This is a genomic window from Anaerotruncus sp. (assembly GCF_057433415.1).
In genome coordinates, this window is the sequence record NZ_DBMDHH010000004.1 from 66,477 (window position 1) to 89,108 (window position 22,632).

Consider the following 22,632-nt stretch of genomic DNA (forward strand, 5'->3'; position numbering starts at 1 on the left):
CGGTCGACATCCTGACCGAGGCCCACCGGAACGACCGGCAGGTTTTCATCGCCGGCAACGGCGGCAGCGCGGGCACCGCGAACCACTTCTCCTGCGACTTTGGGAAGAACGCGGTGCAGACGCCCGGCGTGCGGCGGTTCCGCATCCAGTCGCTCTCCTCCAACGTGGAGAAGATCACCGCGTTCGGAAACGACATCGCCTTCGACGAGATTTTCTCCCAGCAGATGGAGAATCTCTTCGACCCCGGCGACGTGCTGATCCTCGTGTCCGCGAGCGGCAAGTCCCCCGACCTGATCAAGGCGTGCGAGCACGCCAAACGGAAGCGGTCCCCCATCATCGGGCTGACCGGCTTTGAGGGCGGGCTCGTCAGGGATTACGCGGATGCCAACCTCATCGTCCCGCTGACGAGCTACGAGATGATCGAGGACATCCATTCGATGATCCTGCACCTGTTCGTCTACTACTTCAAAACCCACCCGCAGGTACTTTCTGCCTGACGGCCGCGGAGGGAACAATGCGCGACGAAAATACCATGCTCCGCTATATCGAGGCGGAGCCGGACGATATCAGGCGGATCGTCAGGGACCGGGAACGCTACACCGCCGCGTTTGTGAAGCACTTTTTGAGCCACCCCGTGAAGCGGGTCTACCTGAGCGGGAACGGTTCCCCCCACTCGGTCTGCGTGGTGGCGGGCATGTGCATGGAAAGGCTGCTGGGCGTGGAAGCCAGCAGCTCGTTGCCCGCCGTCCTCAACCGCCACACGCCCTTCAACGCGAACGGCGTCTACCGCCCGGAGGAGATGCTCCTCATCTGCCCGGCGCAGACCGGCCGGACGACGGGCCCGATCGAAAGCGCGCGCCTCGCGCGGGCGGCGGGGATCCCCGTGCTCTGCACGACCCTGTCGCCCGGCGGCGCCCTCGCGCGGGAGTGCGACATCGTCATCGAAAAGCCCACCGGCTTCGAGGAATCCTTCCCCGAGAGCAGGGGACATGTGGCGTCGATGGTGATCCTGCTGCTCTGCGCGGTGGAGGCGGCCCGCGCGCTCGGGCGGCTGGACGCGGACGAATACCGCCGCTGGATGGACGGCTTTGAGCGGCTGCCCGAAAGCTGCGGCCGCGCGGCCGACGCCGCGAAGGCGTGGTACGCCGATCACCGCGGGATGATGCTCGCGGCGGACGCCTACCGCTTCGTGGGGTACGGCCCCTGTTACGGGACGCTCCGGGAGTCCTGCCTGAAGATCCTCGAGACCACCCGCAGACCCTCGATGGCCTACGAGCTGGAGGAGTTCCTCCACGGCAGCGGCTACGGCGTCAAGGAGGGTTCGGTCGTCTTTTTTGTCTGCGCCGAGGACGGCCCCGAGCGGGAACGGGCGCTGGAAATCTACCGGTGGTTTGCGAAAAAGAGCAGAAACTGTGTGCTCGTCTGTTCGGGGCGCACCCCCGGGCGGCAGCCCAACTGGCTGGTCAGCGACTTTCTCGACCTGCCCTTTTTGAGCGCGGTCGAGTATCTCGTCCCCTTCCAGGTGCTGAGCCACCTGACGGCGCGGGAGCTGGGCCTCAGCACCCTGACGCAGGCCTACCCGGAAATTTTCACCGAGCTGCACGCGATCGTGGAGGCTTAAAGAAGGAATCGAAAAAGGAGCGGCGCCCGCGGGCGCCGCTCCTTTTAATCATTGTGTCACTCGGGCGCGCCGGGCTCCGAAAAATGGCGCGAGGCGTTCCGCGCGACCTTCAGGAGCATCTGGGAAAAGATGGCGCGTTCGATATCGGTCAGCCCGGAGGCGAGTTCGTCCATCCAGTCGTCGCCGATTTTTTGGAGAAAGGGGTAGACATCGCGGGCGCGGTCGGTGGGGAGGACGTCGAACGCGCGCCCGTCGCCCGAGACGGCCCGCCGCCGCACATAGCCCTGCGCCTCCAGCCGGGAGAGGGTCTTTGCGACGGTGCTCTTATCCATATCGAGCAGGGCGCAGAACTGGTTCTGTGGCACCCCGCCGGTCTCGCAGGCGATCAGGAGGAAAGGCACCTGCCCGCTTGTGAGCCCGAGCGGCTCGACCCGGCCGTTCAAATACATCTGCGTCTTGCGGTGGACCAGGGAGATCAGCTTGAGGAGGTTGGGCCGCGGGTCGCCGGACATAGGCATCGTCCTTTTCAATCAAGTTTCCAGTGCAACCTTATTTTAATTGCCTCTGCCGGGAAAGTCAAGAAAATAACCGCTTGACAATTAAATTTATCTGGCTTAGAATAGACCAGTCGGAAAGAATAAACAAAAAATAATTGAGATTTTTGGCTTTCTATCGTTGCAAAGCCAACGATCTGGGAGGGGACAAATTGGGAAAGAACCTTGACGTCCGGGAGGACCGGACGGAAGGGGCGGCCGCCGCGGGCGAGCGGCGGGATCTGCCCGCTGAAAACAAGATGGGAGTCATGCCCGTCAACCGCCTGCTCATCTCGATGTCGCTGCCGATGATGGTGTCGATGCTCGTGCAGGCGCTTTACAACATCGTGGACAGCATGTTCGTGGCGCGGCTGAGCGAGAACGCCCTGACCGCCGTCTCGCTGGCCTTCCCGGCGCAGAGCCTGATGATCGCCGTGGGCACCGGCACGGGCGTCGGCATCAACGCCCTGCTCTCCAAAAGTCTGGGGGAGAAGAACTTCGAGCTCGCCAACAAGACCGCCGACAACGGCGTTTTCCTGGCGGTTATGAGCTTTTTGGCGTTCGCGCTGGGCGGGATTTTCCTGACGCGGCCCTTCTTCCTGCTCCAGACGGGCAACGCCGCGATCGTCGAGGACGGCGTTTCCTACCTGACGATCTGCTGCGTCTGCTCCTTCGGGCTCTTCGGGCAGGTCACGCTGGAAAAGCTGCTCCAGTCGACCGGGCGCACCTTCTATACGATGATCACGCAGGGCACCGGCGCGATCATCAACATCATCCTCGACCCGATCATGATCTTCGGCCTGCTTGGCTGCCCGCGCATGGGCGTCGCGGGCGCGGCGGTCGCCACCGTCATCGGCCAGATCGTCGCGGCGGCGCTCGCCCTCTGGTTCAACCTGCGCAAAAACCACGAGATCGCCCTCTCCCGGCGGATCCTGCGCCCCGAGGGCCGCATTGTGCGGAAGATCTATTCGGTCGGGCTACCCTCGATCGTCATGGCCTCCATCGGCTCGGTGATGACCTTCGGCATGAATAAGATCCTCATCGCCTTCACCTCGACCGCCACGGCGGTGTTCGGCGTCTACTTCAAGCTCCAGAGCTTCGTCTTCATGCCCACCTTCGGGCTCAACAACGGCATGGTGCCGATCATCTCCTACAACTTCGGCGCGCGCAAGCCCGACCGCATGAAACAGACCATCCGGCTGAGCGTCCTGTACGCGGTCGGCATGCTGACCTTCGGGCTCGTGATCTTCTGGCTCTTCACCCCGCAGCTGCTTTCGATCTTCAACGCCTCCGAAACGATGCTCGCCATCGGCGTGCCCGCCCTGCGGATCATCAGCCTGAGCTTCCTCTTCGCCGGGTTCTGCATCATCACCCTTTCGGTCTGCCAGGCGCTCGGGCACGGCCTGCTCAGCCTCACCGTCTCGGTCGTCCGCCAGCTGGTCGTGCTGCTGCCCTCCGCCTTCCTCCTCGCCCGGTTCGGCGGGCTCTCGGCGGTGTGGTGGGCCTTCCCCTTCGCGGAGCTCTTTTCGCTGACCCTCTGCGTGGTCTACATGCGCCACCTCTACCGCTCCGAGATCAAGCCGCTCGAGGAAAGCGCGGCGGAGGGCTGATTGCCTGAAAATTCACCGCATCAGCGCGGAAAAATTGGCGGGGAAACGATTGCATCCGCCATGGAGAAACTGGTATAATGGACGCGGAACCCCCCAACAATTTATTATGAGGAGAGAGAATTCACTATGGGTAAGAAACTTGCCGCGCTGCTGCTCGCCGGCTGCCTGCTGCTCGCCACCGCGGGATGCGGCGCGAAGGACGTCCTCGAGGACGTGGGCACCGAGATCAAGGCGGACGGCCGCGCGCACGGCCAGACGACCTCCCATTCGGAAGGGGAGACCGCGAAGACCGCGTTCTTTGAGTACACGGTCAACTCCGCGCGCATGGAGCCGGAGCTCGAGGACTATACCCCCACTGACCCAAACCACACCTTTGTGGTGGTCAACATCACCGTGAAGAACACCTTTGAGGACGACGCGAAGATCCCCATGTTCTATACCGACTTCACCCTGACCTGGGACGGCATGGGAGATACGACGGTCTATCCCGAATCGGAGTTTGCCGAGGGACAGCTCCCCGACGAGTATGAGCTCTTCAAGGGCGAGAGCCGCACGGGCGACCTGATCTTTGTCGCCCCGGCCGACGCGAAGGGTTTCAGCCTCCGGTATATCGAAGTCTGGGACGACGATTTCGAGGGGAACAGCTACTTCATCCCCTTCTCCGTGGGCTGAACGGGATTTTAAATTAAAAGCTGACGCGGCGGGATGTTCCGCCGCCGGAAAGGATGGGAACGATGCTCGAACAGATTCGTGAAGAGGCGCGCCGCGCAGTGCTGGAGCTGCTGCCGCAGGCGCGGCTCCAGCGGGGAGACATCCTGGTGGTCGGCTGCTCGACAAGCGAGGTGGCGGGGGAGCGGATCGGCTCCGCCTCCAACACCGACATCGCGGCGGCGGTCTTTGAGGGCGTCCACCCCGTGCTCGCGCGGGCGGGCATCTTTTTGGCGGCGCAGTGCTGCGAGCACCTCAACCGCGCGCTCATCCTCGAGCGGGAGGCGGCGCGCCTCTACCGGCTCGAGCCGGTGAACGTGGTGCCCCAGCCCAAGGCGGGCGGCTCCTTTGCCACGGCCGCGTGGGCGGGCTTCGATGCCCCCGTCGCGGTCGAGCATGTCCGCGCGAAGGCGGGCATCGACATCGGCGACACGCTGATCGGCATGCACCTGTGCGAGGTCGCGGTGCCGGTGCGCATCCAGGTGAAGCGCATCGGCGAGGCGAACGTCGTCTGCGCGCGCACCCGCCCCAAGTTTATCGGCGGCGCCCGCGCCCACTACGACGAGGACCTGCTGTAAACCAAAAAAGCCGCCCTTATGGGCGGCTTTTTTCTCTGCGGGGATCAAAACGGCCGCCCCGCGGGCGGCCGTCTGTCTGTGCCTTATGGCCCACCGGGGGCAGGGGCCTCACTGGTTATCCAGCTCGTCGATCTCCTGCTCGAGGGCGGCGATGCTGCTCTCCCATTTGGTGATCTCGTCCTGGTTGCCATGCGTTTCGGCGCGGCGCAGGCCGAGCTTGTAAATGGTGAGACGGCTTTTCATGCTGGATAGGTTCTTTGTGGTGGACATGGGAAAACACCTCGCATTTCCATTCAACGGTTCCGTTGCGTACAGCGGCCCTCCTGCACTCCACCGCGAAAAATCCTGCACAAAAGGGCGCTTCGCCCCGCTGGGATTCCCGGAAGATGCCGGCCGCCTCCATTCGTTCAACAGTACCAATGATAGCACAAATCCGCATAAAATGCAAGTCTGCGGGGATTCTGCTGCAAAATGGAGGCGCGCACAGGGAGGAATTGACAAAGGGGGCGGGTTGTGCTAAGATATATTTGTAGCAACATGCGCATTTGAAAACTGAATCGCCCCGGGGGAGTAGTCGGCACGTTCGGTGCAGTTAAATCAACATCTCGGGCCATTTGGCCGTGGTTTAACTTGAAATGACAAGACCTGTGTTTCGTTTTCCGGAACACAGGTCTTTTTTGTTTGGCGGCGGGGCAAGATAAATCAGGAAAAGGGGAGTTGCAAATGGAATTTCTGCTGCGCGGCGTCACAGCCATCACCTGGCAGCAGCTGGTCATGTATGCGATCGGCGGGCTGCTCATCTATCTGGCGATCGAAAAGGGGTTCGAGCCCGCCCTGCTCATGCCGATGGGCTTCGGTGCCATCCTTGTGAACCTGCCCTTCTCCGGGGTGCTCGACCAGGTGCTCCAGGGCGGCATCCCCGCGCCGGGCATCATCCAGTGGCTCTTCCAGACGCTGATCGACGCGTCGGAGGCGCTGCCCATCCTGCTCTTCATCGGCATCGGCGCGATGATTGACTTCGGGCCGCTGCTCTCCAACCCCAAGATGATGATCTTTGGCGCGGCGGCCCAGTTCGGCATCTTCTTCACCTTCTCGCTCGTGACCCTGCTCGGGCCGTGGTTCGGCTTCACCCTCGCGGACGCGGCCTCGATCGGCATCATCGGCGCGGCCGACGGCCCCACCTCGATCCTCGTCTCGAAGATTTTCGGCACCCCCTATTTCGGGGCGATCGCGGTGGCGGCCTACTCCTATATGGCGCTCGTGCCGATCGTCCAGCCGTTTGCCATCCGCCTGGTCACCACCCGGAAGGAACGCCGCATTCGGATGCCCTACCACCCCAAGGACGTGACCCGGAGGACCCGCATCCTCTTCCCGATCCTCGTAACGGTCATCGCCGGGCTGGTCGCGCCGATGTCGGTGGCGCTCGTGGGCTTTCTGATGTTTGGCAACCTGCTGCGGGAATGCGGGGTGCTCAACTCCCTCTCCCAGACGGCGCAGAACGAGTTCGCCAACATCATCACGCTGCTGCTGGGGCTGACGATCTCCTTCTCGATGCAGGCGGACGCCTTCGTGACCCCGCAGACGCTGGTCATCATGCTGCTGGGGCTGGCGGCCTTCGTGATGGATACGGTCGGCGGCGTGCTCTTCGCGAAGCTCATGAACGTCTTTCTGCCCGAGGGGAAAAAGATCAACCCGATGATCGGCGCGGCGGGCATCTCCGCTTTCCCGATGTCGGCGCGCGTCGTCCAGAAGATGGCGCTCAAGGAGGATAATCAGAACCACCTGCTCATGCACGCGATCGGCGCGAACGTCTCAGGGCAGATCGGATCGGTCATCGCGGGCGGGATCCTGCTCTATCTCGTCCCGCTCTTCCTGTAAGGAGGCTGTGAAATGGAAAACTTCATCATTTCCCTGGAGATCATGGGCCTTGGCATGGCGGGCATCTTCGCCGTCATGCTCCTCATCATGGGGCTGGTGGCGCTGCTGGCGAAGTTCGGCGGCAAAAAACCGGAGGAATAGAACCCGCGGGCGCGTTCCGGCGCGCCCCGGCACCGGTCCGCAAGGAGAAGGAGGCCACCGTGGCGGAGCCGGGAATGGTTCCGCCGCTGGCGCTTTCGGGGCGGATGCTCCTGCCTGGGCTGGCGGCGATGGCCGTGGAATATGTTAAGCGGGGGGAGTGACCCCGCGCAAAAAGGGCGGACGGCCAGAGGCCGTCCGCCCTTTTGGTTTTGAGGGTTAAAATTTCTTGCGCAGCATAGTAAAATCAAAGAAGTCGGTATAGAACTCCAGCGAACGCAGCACCGGGCGGCTCAGCTTGCAGAAGCCGACCTCGTCGAGCAGGAGCAGCGCGTCCCCGTCCGGGACGCCGAGCTTCTGCCGGATGGCGGGGGTGGCGTTGGTGGCCGAGACGCGGGCGATGTCGGTGACGACGATCAGCCCGCAGTGGCGGTCGAGGATATCGAAGATCGGCTCCGACCAGTCGATGTCGGCGTAGCTCATGCCGTCGAAGAGGGAGAGCGCCAGGTAGTCGACCGAGTAGATGACGGGGATGCTGCCGGCGAGCACCCGCTTTTCGCAGACGATCACGCCCGCGCCCACGTCGATCTGGAGCTTTTCGGCGAGCTCCTCGTCGGCGTATTCGACCCGCAGGGAGATGCTGTCGCTGTGGGGGGTGTAGCCCGCGGCGCGGATGAGCTCGTTATATTCGAACTTGAGGTCGAGGCGGCTGGTGAGGTTGACGATCTCGCGGTTGATGACGGTCCCGATGCCGCGCACCCGCTCGATGAGCCCCTCCCGCTCGAGGTCGGAGAGGGCGTCGCGGATGACGGTGCGGCTGACGCCGAGCCGTTCGGACAGCTCCACCTCGCTGGGCAGCCGGTCCGCCTGCTGGAAGACGCCCTCCGAGAGCTCCCGGATAAGCAGCGCGCTGACCTGCGTGGACATCAGCTTTCCCCCGAGGTGGGGCAGTTCGTATTCTGCTGGCATGGCCGATTCCCTCTTTCCTGCGAAATCGCCCGCATGGCGGACGGGCGCGACTGTGAGAACTCACAATCCGCCTCAAACTATTTTATGGAAAATGAATCTTGCTTTCATACTTTAAATAGGATATCATTATGAAGTAATAAGTATGACTTATACGCGAAACACACAAAAACTTTCCACAATCGCCGGGATTGGAAGAAGTATATGTTCAATTATACTCGATATTTGTCAAAAACACAAGCGGCGATTGCAAAAATCTTCTGGAGGCAGTATTATGTTAGAGAAGACAACTTTCGCGCTCAGGGGCCATATTCTGCATACGCCGACCCCCCGGGCGATTGTCTGTATGCCGGAAAGCTACCTCGTCTGCGAGGAAGGGAAGACCGCCGGCGTTTTTACCGAGCTGCCCGAGCGGTTCAAGGGGATTCCCGTCGAGGACTGCGGGGACAGGCTGGTCATCCCCGGCCTCGTCGACCTGCACCTGCACGCGCCCCAGTATTCCTTCCGGGCGCTGGGCATGGACCTCGAGCTGCTCGACTGGCTGAACACCCACACCTTCCCCGAGGAGGCGAAATACGCCGACCCCGCCTACGCCGGGAGGGCCTACCGCATCTTCGCGGACGACCTGGCGGCCTCCCCGACCACCCGGGCGGCGGTGTTCGGGACGATCCACCGCCCCGCGACCGAGCTGCTGATGGACCTCATTGAGGAGACGGGCGTCAGGGCGCTGGTGGGCAAGGTCAACATGGACCGCAACAGCCCCGACATCCTGCGGGAGGAGAGCGCGGCCGCCTCGCTCGAGGACACCGCGCGGTGGATTTCCGAGACGAAGGGGAAGTACAGGAACGTCGCCCCGATCCTCACCCCGCGCTTCACCCCCTCCTGCACCGACGAGCTGATGGAAGGCCTCGGAAAGCTCCAGAGGGCGACGGGCCTCCCGGTGCAGTCCCACCTGTCGGAGAACTTCTCCGAGATCGCGTGGGTGAAGGAGCTCTGCCCCTGGTCAGGCTGCTACGGCGGCGCCTACGACCGGTTCGGCCTCTTCGGCGGGGACGCCCCGACGATCATGGCCCACTGCGTGCACAGCACCGGGGAGGAGATCGACCTCATGCAGGCGCGCGGCGTCTTCATCGCACACTGCGCCCAGTCGAACACGAACCTCGCATCGGGCGTCGCGCCGGTGCGCGCCTACCTCGACCGCGGCATGAAGGTCGGGCTCGGCACCGACATCGCGGGCGGCTTTTCGCTCTCCGTCTTCCGCGCGATGGCGGACGCGGTGCAGGCCTCCAAGCTGCGCTGGCGGCTGCTCGACGATTCCCTCCGGCCGCTGACCGTGCCGGAGGCGTTCTACCTCGGCACCAAGGGCGGCGGGGAATTCTTCGGGAAGGTCGGCTCCTTCGAGGAGGGGTACGAGTTCGACGCGGTCGTGCTCGACGACAGCGGCTTCCCGCATCCGCAGGCGCTCACCCCGGTGGAGCGGCTGGAGCGGATCCTCTACCTGGACGACGGGCGCTGTGTGCGCGGCAAATATGTCGCGGGCGCGCGCGTCAGATAAAACAGATCGGAACCCATGCCTGTCAGGACATTCCCCCGGCCGCCCGTGGCGGCGGAACAGTTTTTGTATGGGCGCGCGGAAGCGGACGGACCACCCGCGGCCGCGCATCTCATAGAAGCAGTCCGGCCGGAGGGCCGGAAACCATTCGCGCCGTGCGGCTGCGGCAATGCCGCGCGGCCAGATGCAAACTGTGAGGAGGTAATTCAATGACACAGACAAAAGAGAAGGGGTTCTTTGAGCGCTATTTTGAGCTCGAAAAGAACCACACCAACGTGAAGACCGAGGTGCTGGCCGGCTTCACGACCTTCGTGGCGATGGCGTACATCATCGTCGTCAACCCGACCATGCTCGCCGACCCCTTCAACATCATGGGACAGGCGGAATATGCCGCGCAGGTCCAGAACGGCGTATTCTTTGCAACCTGCCTGATCTCCTTCTTCGGCACCTTCCTGATGGCGATGTACGCGAAGGTCCCCTTCGCGCAGGCGCCCGGCATGGGGCTCAACGCCTTCTTCGCCTACACGGTGGTCCTCACCATGGGTTATACCTACGGGCAGGCGCTGGCAATCGTCTTCATCTCCGGCATCCTGTTCATCCTCATCACGGCGGTCGGCTTCCGCGAGGCGGTCGTCAAGGCGATCCCGCACTGTGTGCGCGGAGCGATCAGCGCCGGTATCGGCCTCTTCCTCGCGCTCATCGGGCTTAAGAACGCGGGCCTCGTGGTCTCCAACTCGTCCACCCTCGTGGCGCTCGTCGACTTCTCCAAGATGGGCGATCCCGAGCTGCGCGGCCTCATCTGCTCCGCGATCGTCGCGCTTATCGGCCTCGTCGTGATCGGCGCGCTGCACGCCCGCAACATCAAGGGCTCGATCATCATCGGCATCGTCGTGGCGACGATCGTCGGCATTCCGCTCGGCGTGACCTCCTTCCACGGCTTCTCGCTCGACGTTGGCCGGCAGTTCTCCGACTTCGTCAACGTCTCCCTCTTCAAGATGGACTTCGGCGGGCTCTTCGCGGGCGCGACGAACATCTTCCAGATGATCTTTACCCTCGTGATGATCGTCATCTCCTTCTCGCTCGTTGACATGTTCGACACGATCGGCACCCTGCTGGGCACCGCCCGCCAGGCCAAGATGCTCGACGATAAGGGCGAGATGCCCCGCATGCGTGAAGCCATGATGTCCGACGCGATCGCGACCACCGTGGGCGCCTGCCTGGGCACCTCCACCGCGACGACCTTCGTCGAGTCGAGCACCGGCATCGCCGAGGGCGGCCGCACGGGACTCACCTCCCTGACCACCTCGATCCTCTTCCTCGCGTCGATCATCATCGCCCCGATCGTCGGCATCATCCCCAGCGCGGCGACCGCTCCGGCGCTCGTCTTCGTGGGCGTGCTGATGCTCAGCTCGATCAAGGACCTCGACTTCTCGGACATGTCCGAGGCGATCCCCTCCTTCGTGACGGTTTCCTTCATGCCGTTCACCTATTCGATCGCCAACGGCATCGCGTTCGGCCTGTTCACCTACGTGCTCATCAAGCTGCTCTCCGGCAAATACAAGGAGATCAAGCCCTTCACCGTGGTCCTCGTCATCCTCTTCGTACTCCGTTTCGCGTTCATGACAACCGGCTGATTGCCGCCGTCCCGTGCTTTTGCCTCCCGCCGCGGGCGGGAGGCAAAAGCACCTTGTTTATCCCCGCTGGTGCGGTTCTGTTTTTTTCTCGTCGGAATAGTATTACTTATGACTAATGAACACCCTGCCGCGCTGCGCGGCTTGCCGTTATAAATCGATCCCTCTAATTTATCCGCAAGGAGGCTTGTCATATGGGAATCGGAAAGAGCATCACCCGCGTGGACGCATACGAGAAAGTGACCGGCGGGGCCAAATACACCGACGATTTGCGCCCCGCGAACTGCCTGGTCGCCAAGGTCGTGCGCAGCACGATCGCCAACGGGCTGGTGAAATCGTTCGACCTCTCGGAGGCCGAGAAGGTCCCCGGCGTGGTGAAGATCGTCACCTGCTTCGATTCGCCGCAGATTCAGTACCCCACCCCCGGTCATCCCTGGTCGGTCGAGCCCGCGCACCAGGACGTCGCCGACCGCATGCTGCTCAACCGGCGGGTGCGCATCTACGGCGACGACATCGCCGCGGTCGTCGCGGAGGACGAGGTGGCCGCTTCCCGCGCCGCGCGGCTCATCCGCGTGGAGTATGAGGAGTACCCGGCCGTCACCACCGTCGAGCAGGCGCTCGCGCCCGGCGCGCCGGTCATCCACGAGGAGCGCCCCGACAACCTGCTGGCGCACAGCCGTTTCACGATCGGCGAGGGGGACTTCGACGAGATTGTGAAGGCGGACCCCTCCCTGCGGGTCTTCGAGGGGGAGTACGACACCCAGGCGGTCCAGCACTGCCACATCGAGGTGCCCGTCTCCTACGCCTATATGGAAAAGGGGCGGGTCGTCGTCGTCTCCTCCACCCAGATCCCCCACATCGTCCGCCGCGTCTGCGGACAGGCGCTGGGCATCCCGTGGGGGAAGATCCGCGTCATCAAGCCCTATATCGGCGGCGGCTTCGGCAACAAGCAGGAGGTCCTCTACGAGCCGCTCAACGCCTTTTTGACGATGCAGGTGGGCGGGCGCCCGGTCAAGATCGAGCTTTCGCGCGAGGAGACCTTCTCCTGCACCCGCACCCGCCACGCGATCAAATTCAAGCTCAAAACCGCCGTGCGCCCCGACGGCCGGCTCGTGGCGCGCAAGTTCGAGGCGTGGTCCAACCAGGGCGGCTACGCCTCCCACGGCCACGCGATCGTGGCGAACGCCTCCAACGCCTACCGGCACCTCTACCAGGATGAAAAGGTGCTCGACGCGGACGCCTACACCGTCTATACGAACCTGCCGTCGGGCGGCGCGATGCGCGGCTACGGCATCCCGCAGGTCGATTTCGCGATGGAGGCCCACATGGACGACATCGCGCGGGGGCTGGGGCTCGACCCGGTCGAGCTGCGCGAGAAGAACTGCATGAAGCCCGGCTACGTCGATCCGGGCACCGGCATCATCTGCTATTCGAGCGGGCTGCTCGCCTGCATCGAAAAGGGCAAGGCGCACATCCATTGGGACGAAAAGCGCGCGGCCTACCGCGGCCAGACCGGCCCCGTCCGGCGCGGGGTGGGCATGGCGCTCTTCAGCTACAAGACGGGCGTCTACCCGATCTCGCTCGAGACGGCGAGCGCACGGCTCATCCTCAACCAGGACGGCTCGGCGCAGCTCCAGATGGGCGCGACCGAGATCGGCCAGGGCGCCGACACCGTCTTCACCCAGATGGCCGCCGAGACGACGGGCATCCGGCTGGAGGACATCCACATCGTCACGGTGCAGGACACCGACGTGGCCCCCTTCGATACGGGCGCCTACGCCTCCCGCCAGACCTATGTGAGCGGCATGGCGGTCAAAAAGACCGCCGAGAAGTTTAAGGCCCGCATCCTCGACTACGCGGCCTACCTCAAAAAGCGCCCGGCCGACACGATGGACCTGCGGGACAGCGCGGTGGTGGACGCGCACACCGGCGAAAAGCTCGTCGAGCTCGCCGACCTCGCGATGGAGGCGTTCTACAGCCTCGACCGCTCGGTACATATCACGGCGGAGGAGACCTACCACTGCAAGGACAACACCTTCTCGTTCGGCTGCTGCTTCGCGGAGGTGGAGGTCGACATCCCGCTGGGCAAGGTGAAGGTGCTCGACATCATCAACGTCCATGACAGCGGCGTGCTCATCAACCCGCAGCTCGCCGAGGCGCAGGTCCACGGCGGCATGAGCATGGGGCTCGGCTACGCGCTGGGCGAGCAGCTCCGCTTCGACGACCGCGGCCGCCCGCTCAACGGCAACCTGCTCGACTACAAGCTGCCCACCGCGATGGACACCCCGGAGCTGAACGTCGGCTTTGTGGAGACGATCGACCCGAGCGGGCCGTATGGAAACAAATCGCTCGGCGAGCCGCCGGCCATCCCGCCGGCCCCCGCCATCCGCAACGCGGTGCTCAACGCGACGGGCGTGGCGGTCGACAGCCTGCCGCTGAACCCGCAGAAGCTGGTCGAACAGTTCACCGCCGCCGGGCTCATCCAATAGAGGGGAGGACGAAGGGATGTACGATATCGAGAAAATCCACCTGGCAAAGAGCGTCCCCGACGCGATAGCGGCGCTTGTGAAGGACCCGACCGCCGTCGTCATCTGCGGCGGCAGCGACGTGCTCGTCAAGATCCGCGAAGGCAAGCTCGCGGGCTGCTCGCTCGTGAGCATCCACGGCATCCGGGAGCTGGAGGGCGTCTCGATCGAGCCGGACGGCACGATCGTCATCGGCCCGGCGACCACCTTTTCCCACGTCACCAACGACCCGCTGGTCGAAGAGTACCTGCCCGCGCTCGGCGGCGCGGTAGACCAGGCGGGCGGGCCGCAGCTGCGGAACATCGGCACAATCGGCGGCAACGTCTGCAACGGCGTGACGAGCGCGGACAGCGCCTCGACGCTGCTGACGCTGAACGCCGAACTCGAGCTCACCGGCCCGGACGGCGTGCGCCGGGTGAAGCTGGAAAATTTCTACCGCGGCCCCGGGAAGGTCGACCTCGCGCACGGCGAGCTGCTGACCGCCATCCGGATCGCGAAGGCGGACTATGACGGCTTTGGCGGCCACTACATCAAATACGCGCAGCGCAACGCGATGGACATCGCGACGCTCGGCTGCGCGGTCCATGTGAAGCTCACGGCGGACAGATCTGCCGTGGAGGAGCTGCGGCTGGCGTTCGGCGTCGCCGCGCCCACCCCCATCCGCTGCCATAAGGCGGAGGGGCTGGCGCGCGGGCGGGAAATCGGGCCGGACCTCTTCCAGACGGTGGCGGAGGCGGCCGCCGGGGAGGTCAATCCCCGCACGAGCTGGCGCGCCTCGAAGGAGTTCCGCCTCCAGCTTGTGCGCGAACTCAGCCGGCGCGCCCTGAAACAGGCGATCATCCATGCGGGAGGTGCGGTAGAATGCTGAAACTGATTCAGATGACGGTCAACGACAAATCGGTCGAGCTGGCGGTCGACGAGCGGGAGAGCCTGCTTGACACGCTGCGCAACCGCCTGGGGCTCACGAGCGTCAAGCGCGGCTGCGAGGTCGGCGAATGCGGCGCCTGCACCGTGCTGGTGGAAGGCGAGGCGATCGACAGCTGCATCTACCTGACCGTGTGGGCGGAGGGGAAACACATCCTCACCGTCGAGGGCCTGCGCGGCCCGAACGGGGAGCTGTCCCCCATCCAGCAGGCGTTCATCGAGGAGGCGGCGGTCCAGTGCGGCTTCTGCACGCCGGGACTCATCATGACGGCGGTGGAGATTGTCGGCACCGGCAAAAAGTACAGCCGCGAGGAGCTGCGCAAGCTCATCTCCGGCCACCTCTGCCGCTGCACCGGCTACCAGAACATCCTCAACGCGATGGAACGGATCGTCAACGAGACCTACAGGGTCGTCGGGAAATAACCCGTTGATCCTGTCCCGGGCGGCCCCGCCGTAGGCGCGGCGGGGCCGCCTTTGTCAATCCTCCACATTGACTTTTCCGGAATTTGTGGTAATATGGTGAAAACGATATATTTTCGATAACATAACGGTCGGGAGGGACGCGGAATGATGCCAGAGGGGTTGTCCTTCTCGCTGCGGGTGAGCCTGCGGCGGTCGGAAAAGTTTTTCGGACCGGGCGTGGCGTCCCTGCTGCGGCTGGTCGAGCGGACCGGGTCGCTGCAAACGGCGGCCGCCGAGATGCAGATGAGCTACAGCAAGGCGTGGAAAATCATCCGCAAGGCGGAGGGGGAACTGGGCTTTCCGCTGATGGAGCGCCGCGTCGGCGGCGCCGGCGGCGGCTCCTCGAGCGTGACCGCCGGGGGAAAGCGGTTCCTCGAGCGCTACGAGCGGTTCCGCCAGGAGGTGCAGGACGCGGCCCAGAGGCTGTTTACAGAATGTTTTGAAGGCGGGGATACGAATGAAACGGATTAAGACGGAGGATGCGGTTGGGCAGGTGCTCTGCCATGACATGACGCAGATCATTCCCGGGGTGACCAAGGACGCGCGCTTCCGCAAGGGGCACGTCGTGACCGCGGAGGACATCCCGGTGCTGCTCTCGATGGGCAAGGACTACCTCTACATCTGGGAAAAGCAGGAGGGCATGCTCCACGAAAACGAGGGGGCGCGCATCCTCTGCGACCTGTGCAAAAACGAACACATGTCCGAAAGCCCGGTCAAGGAGGGAAAGATCGAGCTTTCCGCCACCTGCGACGGGCTCTTCTCCATCGATGTGGAGCGGCTCGACGCGATCAATTCCCTCGGCGAGATCATGATCGCGGCGCGCAGCAACCACCTGCCGGTGAAGGCGGGCGACAAGCTGGCGGGCACGCGGGTGATCCCGCTGGTGATTTCCGAGGAAAAGATGAACGAGGCAAAACGGATCGCGGGAGACAAGCCGCTGCTTTCCCTGCTGCCCTACCAAAAAAAGAGATGCGGCATCGTCACGACCGGAAACGAGGTCTTTTACGGCCGCATCAAGGACGCCTTTTCGCCCGTCGTCGCCGCCAAGCTCGAGGAGTACGGCGGCGAGGTGATGGGGGTTACCCTCTGCGGCGATGACCCGGCGGGCATCACCACCGCGATCGAGGCGTTCCTCGCGGACGGCGCGGACCTCGTCGTCTGCACGGGCGGCATGAGCGTCGATCCCGACGACCGCACCCCCGCCGCCATCAAGGCGACAGGCGCAAGGATCGTCAGCTACGGCGCGCCGGTGCTGCCGGGCGCGATGTTTCTGCTCTCCTATCTCGACGGAAAGCCGATCATGGGTCTGCCCGGCTGCGTCATGTACGCACGCCGGACGATCTTTGACCTTGTGCTGCCCCGCGTCATGGCGGACGACCCCGTCACCGCGAAGGACCTCGCACGGCTGGGGAACGGCGGCCTTTGCCTGAACTGCGAGACCTGCCACTACCCCAACTGCGGCTTTGGAAAGGGCGGCGTGTGATGAGCGGGCTCACCCACATCGACCGGAACGGCAACGCCGTCATGGTGGACGTCGGCGGCAAGGCGGAAACGCTGCGCATCGCGGTCGCCAAGGGCCGCATCCGTATGAGCGCGGAGACCTTTGAGACGATCCGCACGGGCGCCGCGAAAAAGGGCGACGTGCTCGGTGTGGCGCGGGTGGCGGGCATCATGGCCGCCAAGCGCACCTCCGAGCTGATTCCGCTCTGCCATCCGCTGATGCTCACCAAATGCACGGTAGACTTCGAGCTCCTGCCCGAGACGCTCGAGGTGGAGGCGGCCTGCGCCGTCCAGCTCACCGGGCGCACCGGCGTTGAGATGGAGGCGCTCACCGGCGCATCGGTCGCGCTGCTGACCATCTACGACATGTGCAAGGCGATCGACCGGGGAATGGTCCTCGGAGACATCCGTCTCATCCATAAGGAGGGCGGGAAATCCGGCGTGTTTGATCGGTGATTTGCAGATTTGCCGCTCAGCGAGCGGCGAAGCTGCCGGGTCCCGCCCCGGCGGGCGGCCCCATTTCTTGTACGGACAAGAAATGGGGGAAAGAAGCCGCAGGGGGCTGCGCCCCCTTGACCCCAGCGCCGCCTCCGGTTGGCCTTCGGCCAAAGTCGGCGGCGCCCGGTTCACGGATCGATGGGCAAGTTTACCGTAACCCACCGGCCGCCGCGCCGCGGGCGCAATGCCTCTGCCCGAGAGTCTCCGGAACCGTACCGGAAGTGCGCCCGGGGAGGCGCGGCCGCTTTTGCGTGGCGCGCAGCGCCCACGGGGAGGCGGAAAACTGCGCGGCTTTGCCGCGCACGCGCGCAGAGCGCGCGAACGCCCGGAACGGGCGTTGTTTTCCGCCGCGGATCTTGGCGAGCCTTCCGGTGTGCGTTGTTGGGAGCGCAAGGCGCACGTCAGTTGCGGCCCCTGCCCGCAACTGACCCCGCGATCGGTCAAGCCGATGCGCGTGCGCCTCACGGGCGGAGGGTCAGCGACCCTCCCCCGTGTGCCCCTACCCGGTAAGCTCGCCGCACCGTTTCCATCGTTGGGAGCGCCCGCAACCTGAATTGAGCCTTCAGCTGGTGTACCCGTGGGGAGTGACGGTAGTCTGCGGGTTATGGCAAGGTACTCCCGGGGGATTCTCAAGGGGACTGGCGGAAGTCCCCTTGAGCGCCCTTCTTCCGCCGACTTCTTGGGCGTGCAAGAAGTCGGCCCGCCCGCCGGGGCGGGACCCGGCAATCTATGCCGCCGAAGGCGGCTTCCCCAAAGCGCCTCGAAGGGGCGCGAAAAAATTCATCCTGGCTCAGCGCGTCCCCGGCTTCAAAAATAAGGTGGTGAACCAATGAAAGACCAATATAACCGCGAGATCGACTATCTGCGCGTCTCGGTGACCGACCGGTGCAACCTGCGGTGCGTCTACTGCATGCCCGAGGAGGGTGTGGAGCCGGTCGCGCACGAGGAGATCCTCAGCTACGAGGAGATTCTGCGGGTCTGCCGGTGCGCGGCGAAGCTCGGTTTCTGGAGGGTGAAGCTGACGGGCGGGGAACCGCTCGTGCGGCGGGGCGTCGCGGGGCTGGCAAGGGAGATCAAGGCGATCCCCGGCATCCGGCAGGTCACGATGACGACCAACGGCGTGCTGCTGGGGGATTACGCGGAGGAGCTCGCGGCGGCGGGACTGGACGCGGTCAACGTGAGCCTCGACACCCTTGACCCGGAGGCGTTCCACAGGATCACCCGGCGGGGGGAGCTTTCGCGGGTGCTCGATTCGATCGATCGGGCGCTCGCGGCGGGCCTGCGGGTCAAGCTCAACTGCGTGCCCACCCGGGGGAACGACGAGGCGGAGCGGCTCGCGGCGCTTGCCAAGGACCGCCCGATCGACGTGCGGTTCATCGAGCTGATGCCGGTCGGGGAGGGGGACCCCTCCGAGGGCGTCCCGGCGGATGAGATCCGCGCGCGGCTGGCCGCCGCCTACGGGCCGCTGACGGAGTACCCGGGGGAGTGGGGCAACGGTCCCGCTTCCTATTGCGACATCCCCGGCTTTGCGGGCAAGATCGGATTTATCTCGGCGATGAGCCACCGGTTCTGCGGCGGCTGCAACCGGGTCCGGCTGACGGCGACCGGCTTTTTGAAGCTCTGCCTTCACTTTGACGAGGGGACGGACCTGCGGGGGCTCCTGCGGGGCGGCGCGGACGACGCGGCGCTCACTGAGGCGGTCCGCGCGGCGGTGTGGGGCAAACCGGCCCACCATCTCTTCGGGGAGACGGCGGCGCATGTGGAACAGCGGAAAATGGTACAGATCGGAGGATAAGGATCGTGGGAAAGGTGATTGCGGTGTGCACGAGCGAACGCCGCGGAATTCAGAAGACGAATATTCATTCGGCGCAGTTCCGGGAGAACTGGGGCATCGAGGGAGACGCGCACGCGGGGGACTGGCACCGCCAGGTGAGCCTGCTCTCCTTTGACAAGATCGAGGCGTTCCGGGCGCGCGGGGCCGAGGTGGGCGACGGCGCGTTCGGGGAGAACCTCGTGGTCGAGGGGATCGACTTTCGCAGCCTGCCGGTCGGCACGGTGCTCGAATGCAACGGCGTGGTGCTCGAGATGACCCAGATCGGCAAGGAGTGCCACTCCCACTGTGAAATCTTCAAGAAGATGGGCGAATGTATCATGCCGACCGAGGGGGTCTTTGCGCGGGTGATCCGCGGCGGGACGATCTCGGAGGGCGACCGGATGGAGGTGCGCCGTGTTTAGGGTCGCGATTGTGACGCTGTCCGATAAGGGCGCCGCCGGACAGCGGGCGGACGAGAGCGGCGCGGTCATCCGCGAGATCGCCGAGCAAAACGGCTACGAGGTCGTCTCCTACACGCTGCTGCCCGACGAGCGGGAGCAGATTTCCGCCGAGCTGCGGCGGCTGTGCGACGAGAAGGTCGCGGAGCTGGTGCTCACCACGGGCGGGACGGGTTTTTCCCCCCGCGACTGCACGCCGGAGGCCACGCTCGACGTGGCCGAACGGCTCGCCCCCGGCATCGCGGAGGCGATGCGTTATTCGAGCTTAAACATAACGAAGCGCGCGATGCTCTCCCGCGCCGTCGCGGTTATCCGGGGAGGCACGCTGATCGTCAACCTCCCCGGCAGTCCCAAGGCGGTCCGGGAGAACCTGGAATATGTGATCCCCGCACTCGGGCACGGCCTGGAAATTCTCACCGGCCGCGCCGGGGAGTGCGCAAGGAAATAGACAATAGCTTTAGGAGGACAGCAACCATGAAAAAATTCTTCAGCGTACTGCTCGCGGCCCTGATGCTCTTTACCGTCGCAGGATGCGGCGCGTCCGAACCCGCGCCGGCCCCTGCGGAGCCCGCGCAGGAAGCCGCGCCCGCCGAGCCCGCGGAGCCCGCCCCCGCGCCCGAGAGCGAACCCGCCGAAGAGCCCGCGGCTTCCGGGGAGCCGGTGACCATCCTTGTGGCGGCCGCCGCGAGCCTGGAGTATTCCTATAAGGACGAGCTGATCCCGATGTTCACCGAGAAATATCCGTGGATCACGGTGGAGGGCACCTACGACAGCTCGGGCAAGCTGCAGACCCAGATCGAGGAGGGGCTTGAGGCGGACGTCTTCATGTCCGCGGCAACCAAGCAGATGAACGCGCTCAAGGACGAGTCGCTCATCGACGCGGATTCAATCGTCGATTTGCTGGAGAACAAGATCGTGCTGATTGCGCCGGCCGGTTCCGAGCCCGCCGCGAAGAGCTTTGAGACGGTGACCGACGCGGCGACGATCGCCGTGGGCGACCCCGAGAGCGTCCCCGTGGGCCAGTACTCCAAGGAGGCGTTCACAAATCTGGGCATCTGGGACGCGGTGTCCGCCAAGGCGAGCCTGGGCACCAACGTGACCGAGGTGCTCAACTGGGTGGCGGAGGGCAGCGCCGACGTGGGCGTCGTCTACGCGACCGACGCGGCGACGACAGCCAAGGTACAGGTCGTGGCCGAGGCGCCGGAGGGCAGCCTGGAAAAGAAGGTCGTCTACCCGGTCGGCATCGTGTCCGCCTCGCAGCACAAGGATGCCGCGCGGCTCTTCGTCGAGTTCCTTCAGAGCGACGAGGCGCTGACCGTCTTTGAGGAGTACGGCTTCACCCCCAACAAATAATCCGAAATCATAAATCCCGCGCCGGACCCCGGGTCCGGCGCGGCGGGGAGGGACGGCATTGGATTTATCCCCCATCCTGATATCCATGAAGACGGCGGCGCTCTCGATCTTCATCACCTTTTTCCTTGGCGTGTTCGCCGCCCGGCTGGTTGCCGGGATGCGGCGGGAACGTCTGAAAATGGTGCTCGACGGGATCCTGACCCTGCCGCTCGTGCTTCCGCCCACCGTGGCGGGTTTTTTCCTGCTCTACATCTTCGGCGTCAAACGCCCGATCGGCCGGTTCTTCATCGAATATTTCAGCGTGAAGATCGCCTTCTCATGGGGCGCGACGGTGCTTGCGGCAGTGGCCGTCTCGTTCCCGCTCATGTACCGGTCGGCGCGGGGCGCGTTTGAACAGGTCGACCAGGACCTCGTCTGCGCGGCGCGCACGATCGGCATGTCCGAGCGCGCGATCTTCTGGCGGGTCGTCATGCCGCTGGCGGCGCCCGGCGTGGCCAGCGGCGGCGTCCTCGCGTTCGCGCGCGGGCTGGGCGAATTCGGCGCGACCGCCATGATCGCGGGCAACATCGCGGGCAAGACCCGCACGCTGCCGCTCGCGATCTACTCCGCCGTCGCGGCGGGGGACATGGCGGGCGCTTACGACTACGTGGCGATCATCGTGATGATTTCCCTGCTCGCCGTCATCAGCATGAACTGGTTCGCCTCCCGGGAGAGCCGCTACAGACGGAAGGGGGCGAAGAGATGAGCCTCGAAGTGCGGATCAGGCGCACGCTGCGCGACTTTTCGCTCGAAACGGCGTTCACCACGTCGGACGGGGTGCTCGGCATCCTCGGCGCGTCGGGGTGCGGCAAAAGCATGACCCTGCGCTGCATCGCGGGGGTGGAAACCCCCGACGAGGGGCGCATCGTCCTCAACGGACGGGTGCTCTTCGACTCGGCGGCGGGGATCAACCTGCCGCCCCAGCAGCGGCGGGTGGGCTATCTCTTCCAGAGCTACGCCCTTTTTCCGCACATGACGGTGGAGGAGAATATCGCCTGCGCCCTCGGGCGGGAGGAGGACCGGAAAAAACGCGCCGGGACGATCGCCTCGCTGGTTGGGCGGTTCCGGCTGGAAGGGCTGGAGAAGCGGTATCCCGGGCAGCTTTCGGGCGGCCAGCAGCAGCGGGTCGCGCTCGCGCGCATCCTCGCCTACGAGCCGGAGGCCCTGCTGCTCGACGAGCCCTTTTCGGCGCTGGACGCGCACCTCAAGGAGAAGCTCCAGCTCGAGCTGCTCGAACTGCTGCGCGGCTACGCGGGGGACGCGGTGATGGTGACCCACAGCCGGGACGAGGCGTACCGCCTCTGCGGGCGGCTGCTCATTATGGAGCACGGCCGACCCGTTTCGGAGGGGGACACGCACGAGCTCTTCCGAAACCCAGGCACGCTGACGGCGGCCCGTCTGACCGGCTGCAAAAACCTCTGCCCGGCCCGGAAAATCGGGGAGGACCTCGTCGAGGTCCCCGGCTGGGGCGTGCGGTTTAAGGTCGTTCCGCCCGTCCCCGATGACCTCGCCTATGTGGGCATCCGCGCGCATGATTTCCATCCCGCGCGGCCGGGCGCGGAAAACGCCATGCGCGTCGAGGTGTGCGAACGGGTGGAAAGCCCCTTCGAGTGGTACATCCTCTTCCGGAACGCCGACGGCGGGGAGGGGGAGGCGCTCTGGTGGAAATTCAGCAAGCAGCTTGCCGGATTGGGGGATGTGGAATACCTTTCGGTCGCGCCCGAAAGCATCCTGCTCCTGCGGGATGCTTTCGGAGAGCACGGTCTGAACGGGTGATTTTACCGCGGATCGCTTGCTCTGCGGAGAAGTCGAGATAAGGAGGCGGCCGCCCTTTTGGGCGGCCGC

The 22,632-nt window shown here is 64.7% G+C and carries 24 protein-coding genes; 21 read left to right on the top strand and 3 right to left on the bottom strand.

Annotated elements, in window-relative coordinates; genetic code table 11:
* The coding region (locus tag ACZO3G_RS02280) for a D-sedoheptulose-7-phosphate isomerase (protein ID WP_486846758.1) at positions 1–497 on the top strand (497 nt) is incomplete at its 5' end.
* A 17-nt stretch (positions 498–514) separates the two neighbouring features.
* Positions 515–1,621, top strand: a complete 1,107-nt coding sequence (locus ACZO3G_RS02285; RefSeq protein WP_276872130.1) for an SIS domain-containing protein — start codon at positions 515–517, stop codon at positions 1,619–1,621.
* Positions 1,622–1,677: 56 nt separating this feature from the next.
* Here the strand turns inward: ACZO3G_RS02285 and ACZO3G_RS02290 are convergent, their stop codons facing one another.
* The gene (locus ACZO3G_RS02290; protein WP_172439255.1) at positions 1,678–2,133 is read right to left on the bottom strand and encodes a MarR family winged helix-turn-helix transcriptional regulator; all 456 of its coding nucleotides are present in this window, start codon (positions 2,131–2,133) and stop codon (positions 1,678–1,680) included.
* Positions 2,134–2,414: 281 nt separating this feature from the next.
* Here ACZO3G_RS02290 and ACZO3G_RS02295 point away from each other — a divergent pair, with 281 nt between their 5' ends.
* The 3 genes from ACZO3G_RS02295 (at position 2,415) to ACZO3G_RS02305 (ending at position 5,050) form a co-directional block, all read left to right on the top strand.
* Complete coding sequence (locus tag ACZO3G_RS02295) at positions 2,415–3,764, top strand: MATE family efflux transporter (protein ID WP_101553256.1); 1,350 nt, start codon at positions 2,415–2,417, stop codon at positions 3,762–3,764.
* A 126-nt stretch (positions 3,765–3,890) separates the two neighbouring features.
* Positions 3,891–4,436 (top strand): DUF4352 domain-containing protein, encoded by a 546-nt coding sequence (locus ACZO3G_RS02300; protein WP_276872134.1) that lies wholly within the window; start codon positions 3,891–3,893, stop codon positions 4,434–4,436.
* 62 nt (positions 4,437–4,498) lie between these two features.
* Positions 4,499–5,050, top strand: coding sequence for a TIGR01440 family protein (locus tag ACZO3G_RS02305; RefSeq protein WP_276872136.1), 552 nt, complete (start codon positions 4,499–4,501; stop codon positions 5,048–5,050).
* 108 nt (positions 5,051–5,158) lie between these two features.
* On the opposite strand, the gene ACZO3G_RS02310 is transcribed toward ACZO3G_RS02305, so the two are convergent.
* Entirely contained in the window at positions 5,159–5,320 is a 162-nt protein-coding gene (locus ACZO3G_RS02310; RefSeq protein WP_158595584.1) for a hypothetical protein, read from the bottom strand.
* Positions 5,321–5,773: 453 nt separating this feature from the next.
* Here ACZO3G_RS02310 and ACZO3G_RS02315 point away from each other — a divergent pair, with 453 nt between their 5' ends.
* Positions 5,774–6,928 (top strand): sodium ion-translocating decarboxylase subunit beta, encoded by a 1,155-nt coding sequence (locus tag ACZO3G_RS02315; protein ID WP_101551862.1) that lies wholly within the window; start codon positions 5,774–5,776, stop codon positions 6,926–6,928.
* A 12-nt stretch (positions 6,929–6,940) separates the two neighbouring features.
* Positions 6,941–7,069 carry a hypothetical protein gene (locus ACZO3G_RS02320; protein ID WP_256152701.1) on the top strand — a complete coding sequence of 43 codons (129 nt, stop codon included), beginning with the start codon at positions 6,941–6,943 and terminating at the stop codon, positions 7,067–7,069.
* A gap of 216 nt (positions 7,070–7,285) precedes the next feature.
* On the opposite strand, the gene ACZO3G_RS02325 is transcribed toward ACZO3G_RS02320, so the two are convergent.
* Positions 7,286–8,035, bottom strand: a complete 750-nt coding sequence (locus ACZO3G_RS02325; protein WP_101551860.1) for a GntR family transcriptional regulator — start codon at positions 8,033–8,035, stop codon at positions 7,286–7,288.
* 271 nt (positions 8,036–8,306) lie between these two features.
* Here ACZO3G_RS02325 and ACZO3G_RS02330 point away from each other — a divergent pair, with 271 nt between their 5' ends.
* From ACZO3G_RS02330 to ACZO3G_RS02395, 14 genes are all read left to right on the top strand, one after another.
* Positions 8,307–9,587, top strand: a complete 1,281-nt coding sequence (locus ACZO3G_RS02330) for an amidohydrolase family protein (protein ID WP_276872139.1) — start codon at positions 8,307–8,309, stop codon at positions 9,585–9,587.
* A 206-nt stretch (positions 9,588–9,793) separates the two neighbouring features.
* Positions 9,794–11,218, top strand: coding sequence for an NCS2 family permease (locus ACZO3G_RS02335; protein ID WP_101551856.1), 1,425 nt, complete (start codon positions 9,794–9,796; stop codon positions 11,216–11,218).
* Positions 11,219–11,409: 191 nt separating this feature from the next.
* Positions 11,410–13,704, top strand: a complete 2,295-nt coding sequence (gene xdhA, locus ACZO3G_RS02340) for a xanthine dehydrogenase subunit XdhA (protein ID WP_276872141.1) — start codon at positions 11,410–11,412, stop codon at positions 13,702–13,704.
* Between the two features lie 16 nt (positions 13,705–13,720).
* The gene (gene xdhB, locus ACZO3G_RS02345) at positions 13,721–14,608 is read left to right on the top strand and encodes a xanthine dehydrogenase subunit XdhB (RefSeq protein ID WP_276872143.1); all 888 of its coding nucleotides are present in this window, start codon (positions 13,721–13,723) and stop codon (positions 14,606–14,608) included.
* Positions 14,602–15,087, top strand: coding sequence for a xanthine dehydrogenase subunit XdhC (xdhC, locus tag ACZO3G_RS02350; protein WP_276872145.1), 486 nt, complete (start codon positions 14,602–14,604; stop codon positions 15,085–15,087). The genes xdhB and xdhC overlap by 7 nt, the downstream gene beginning before the upstream one ends.
* A 147-nt stretch (positions 15,088–15,234) precedes the next feature.
* The gene (locus tag ACZO3G_RS02355) at positions 15,235–15,597 is read left to right on the top strand and encodes a winged helix-turn-helix domain-containing protein (RefSeq protein WP_242970861.1); all 363 of its coding nucleotides are present in this window, start codon (positions 15,235–15,237) and stop codon (positions 15,595–15,597) included.
* A complete protein-coding gene (locus ACZO3G_RS02360) occupies positions 15,584–16,609 on the top strand; it encodes a molybdopterin-binding protein (protein ID WP_276872146.1) in 1,026 nt (341 codons plus the stop codon). Before ACZO3G_RS02355 ends, ACZO3G_RS02360 begins: the two co-directional genes overlap by 14 nt.
* Complete coding sequence (moaC, locus tag ACZO3G_RS02365) at positions 16,606–17,082, top strand: cyclic pyranopterin monophosphate synthase MoaC (protein WP_373690853.1); 477 nt, start codon at positions 16,606–16,608, stop codon at positions 17,080–17,082. Before ACZO3G_RS02360 ends, moaC begins: the two co-directional genes overlap by 4 nt.
* Positions 17,083–17,953: 871 nt before the next feature.
* Positions 17,954–18,919: a GTP 3',8-cyclase MoaA gene (moaA, locus tag ACZO3G_RS02370; protein WP_101551842.1), complete on the top strand. Its 966-nt coding sequence runs from the start codon at positions 17,954–17,956 to the stop codon at positions 18,917–18,919.
* A 5-nt stretch (positions 18,920–18,924) separates the two neighbouring features.
* Complete coding sequence (locus tag ACZO3G_RS02375) at positions 18,925–19,359, top strand: MOSC domain-containing protein (protein ID WP_101551840.1); 435 nt, start codon at positions 18,925–18,927, stop codon at positions 19,357–19,359.
* Positions 19,352–19,843, top strand: coding sequence for a MogA/MoaB family molybdenum cofactor biosynthesis protein (locus ACZO3G_RS02380; RefSeq protein WP_276872751.1), 492 nt, complete (start codon positions 19,352–19,354; stop codon positions 19,841–19,843). The genes ACZO3G_RS02375 and ACZO3G_RS02380 overlap by 8 nt, the downstream gene beginning before the upstream one ends.
* A 26-nt stretch (positions 19,844–19,869) precedes the next feature.
* On the top strand, positions 19,870–20,748 hold the full coding sequence (gene modA, locus ACZO3G_RS02385) for a molybdate ABC transporter substrate-binding protein (RefSeq protein ID WP_276872752.1): 879 nt from the start codon (positions 19,870–19,872) through the stop codon (positions 20,746–20,748).
* A 58-nt stretch (positions 20,749–20,806) separates the two neighbouring features.
* On the top strand, positions 20,807–21,493 hold the full coding sequence (gene modB, locus ACZO3G_RS02390; protein ID WP_276872754.1) for a molybdate ABC transporter permease subunit: 687 nt from the start codon (positions 20,807–20,809) through the stop codon (positions 21,491–21,493).
* The gene (locus tag ACZO3G_RS02395; RefSeq protein ID WP_276872756.1) at positions 21,490–22,563 is read left to right on the top strand and encodes a sulfate/molybdate ABC transporter ATP-binding protein; all 1,074 of its coding nucleotides are present in this window, start codon (positions 21,490–21,492) and stop codon (positions 22,561–22,563) included. The genes modB and ACZO3G_RS02395 overlap by 4 nt, the downstream gene beginning before the upstream one ends.
* Positions 22,564–22,632: the final 69 nt, after the last annotated feature.

Coding starts and splice junctions, on each gene's coding strand:
- ACZO3G_RS02285 (WP_276872130.1), top strand. CDS start 515: ATGCGCGACGAAAATACCATGCTCCGCTATATCGAGGCGGAGCCGGAC.
- ACZO3G_RS02290 (WP_172439255.1), bottom strand. CDS start 2,133: ATGTCCGGCGACCCGCGGCCCAACCTCCTCAAGCTGATCTCCCTGGTC.
- ACZO3G_RS02295 (WP_101553256.1), top strand. CDS start 2,415: ATGGGAGTCATGCCCGTCAACCGCCTGCTCATCTCGATGTCGCTGCCG.
- ACZO3G_RS02300 (WP_276872134.1), top strand. CDS start 3,891: ATGGGTAAGAAACTTGCCGCGCTGCTGCTCGCCGGCTGCCTGCTGCTC.
- ACZO3G_RS02305 (WP_276872136.1), top strand. CDS start 4,499: ATGCTCGAACAGATTCGTGAAGAGGCGCGCCGCGCAGTGCTGGAGCTG.
- ACZO3G_RS02310 (WP_158595584.1), bottom strand. CDS start 5,320: ATGTCCACCACAAAGAACCTATCCAGCATGAAAAGCCGTCTCACCATT.
- ACZO3G_RS02315 (WP_101551862.1), top strand. CDS start 5,774: ATGGAATTTCTGCTGCGCGGCGTCACAGCCATCACCTGGCAGCAGCTG.
- ACZO3G_RS02320 (WP_256152701.1), top strand. CDS start 6,941: ATGGAAAACTTCATCATTTCCCTGGAGATCATGGGCCTTGGCATGGCG.
- ACZO3G_RS02325 (WP_101551860.1), bottom strand. CDS start 8,035: ATGCCAGCAGAATACGAACTGCCCCACCTCGGGGGAAAGCTGATGTCC.
- ACZO3G_RS02330 (WP_276872139.1), top strand. CDS start 8,307: ATGTTAGAGAAGACAACTTTCGCGCTCAGGGGCCATATTCTGCATACG.
- ACZO3G_RS02335 (WP_101551856.1), top strand. CDS start 9,794: ATGACACAGACAAAAGAGAAGGGGTTCTTTGAGCGCTATTTTGAGCTC.
- xdhA (WP_276872141.1), top strand. CDS start 11,410: ATGGGAATCGGAAAGAGCATCACCCGCGTGGACGCATACGAGAAAGTG.
- xdhB (WP_276872143.1), top strand. CDS start 13,721: ATGTACGATATCGAGAAAATCCACCTGGCAAAGAGCGTCCCCGACGCG.
- xdhC (WP_276872145.1), top strand. CDS start 14,602: ATGCTGAAACTGATTCAGATGACGGTCAACGACAAATCGGTCGAGCTG.
- ACZO3G_RS02355 (WP_242970861.1), top strand. CDS start 15,235: ATGCCAGAGGGGTTGTCCTTCTCGCTGCGGGTGAGCCTGCGGCGGTCG.
- ACZO3G_RS02360 (WP_276872146.1), top strand. CDS start 15,584: ATGAAACGGATTAAGACGGAGGATGCGGTTGGGCAGGTGCTCTGCCAT.
- moaA (WP_101551842.1), top strand. CDS start 17,954: ATGAAAGACCAATATAACCGCGAGATCGACTATCTGCGCGTCTCGGTG.
- modA (WP_276872752.1), top strand. CDS start 19,870: ATGAAAAAATTCTTCAGCGTACTGCTCGCGGCCCTGATGCTCTTTACC.
- ACZO3G_RS02395 (WP_276872756.1), top strand. CDS start 21,490: ATGAGCCTCGAAGTGCGGATCAGGCGCACGCTGCGCGACTTTTCGCTC.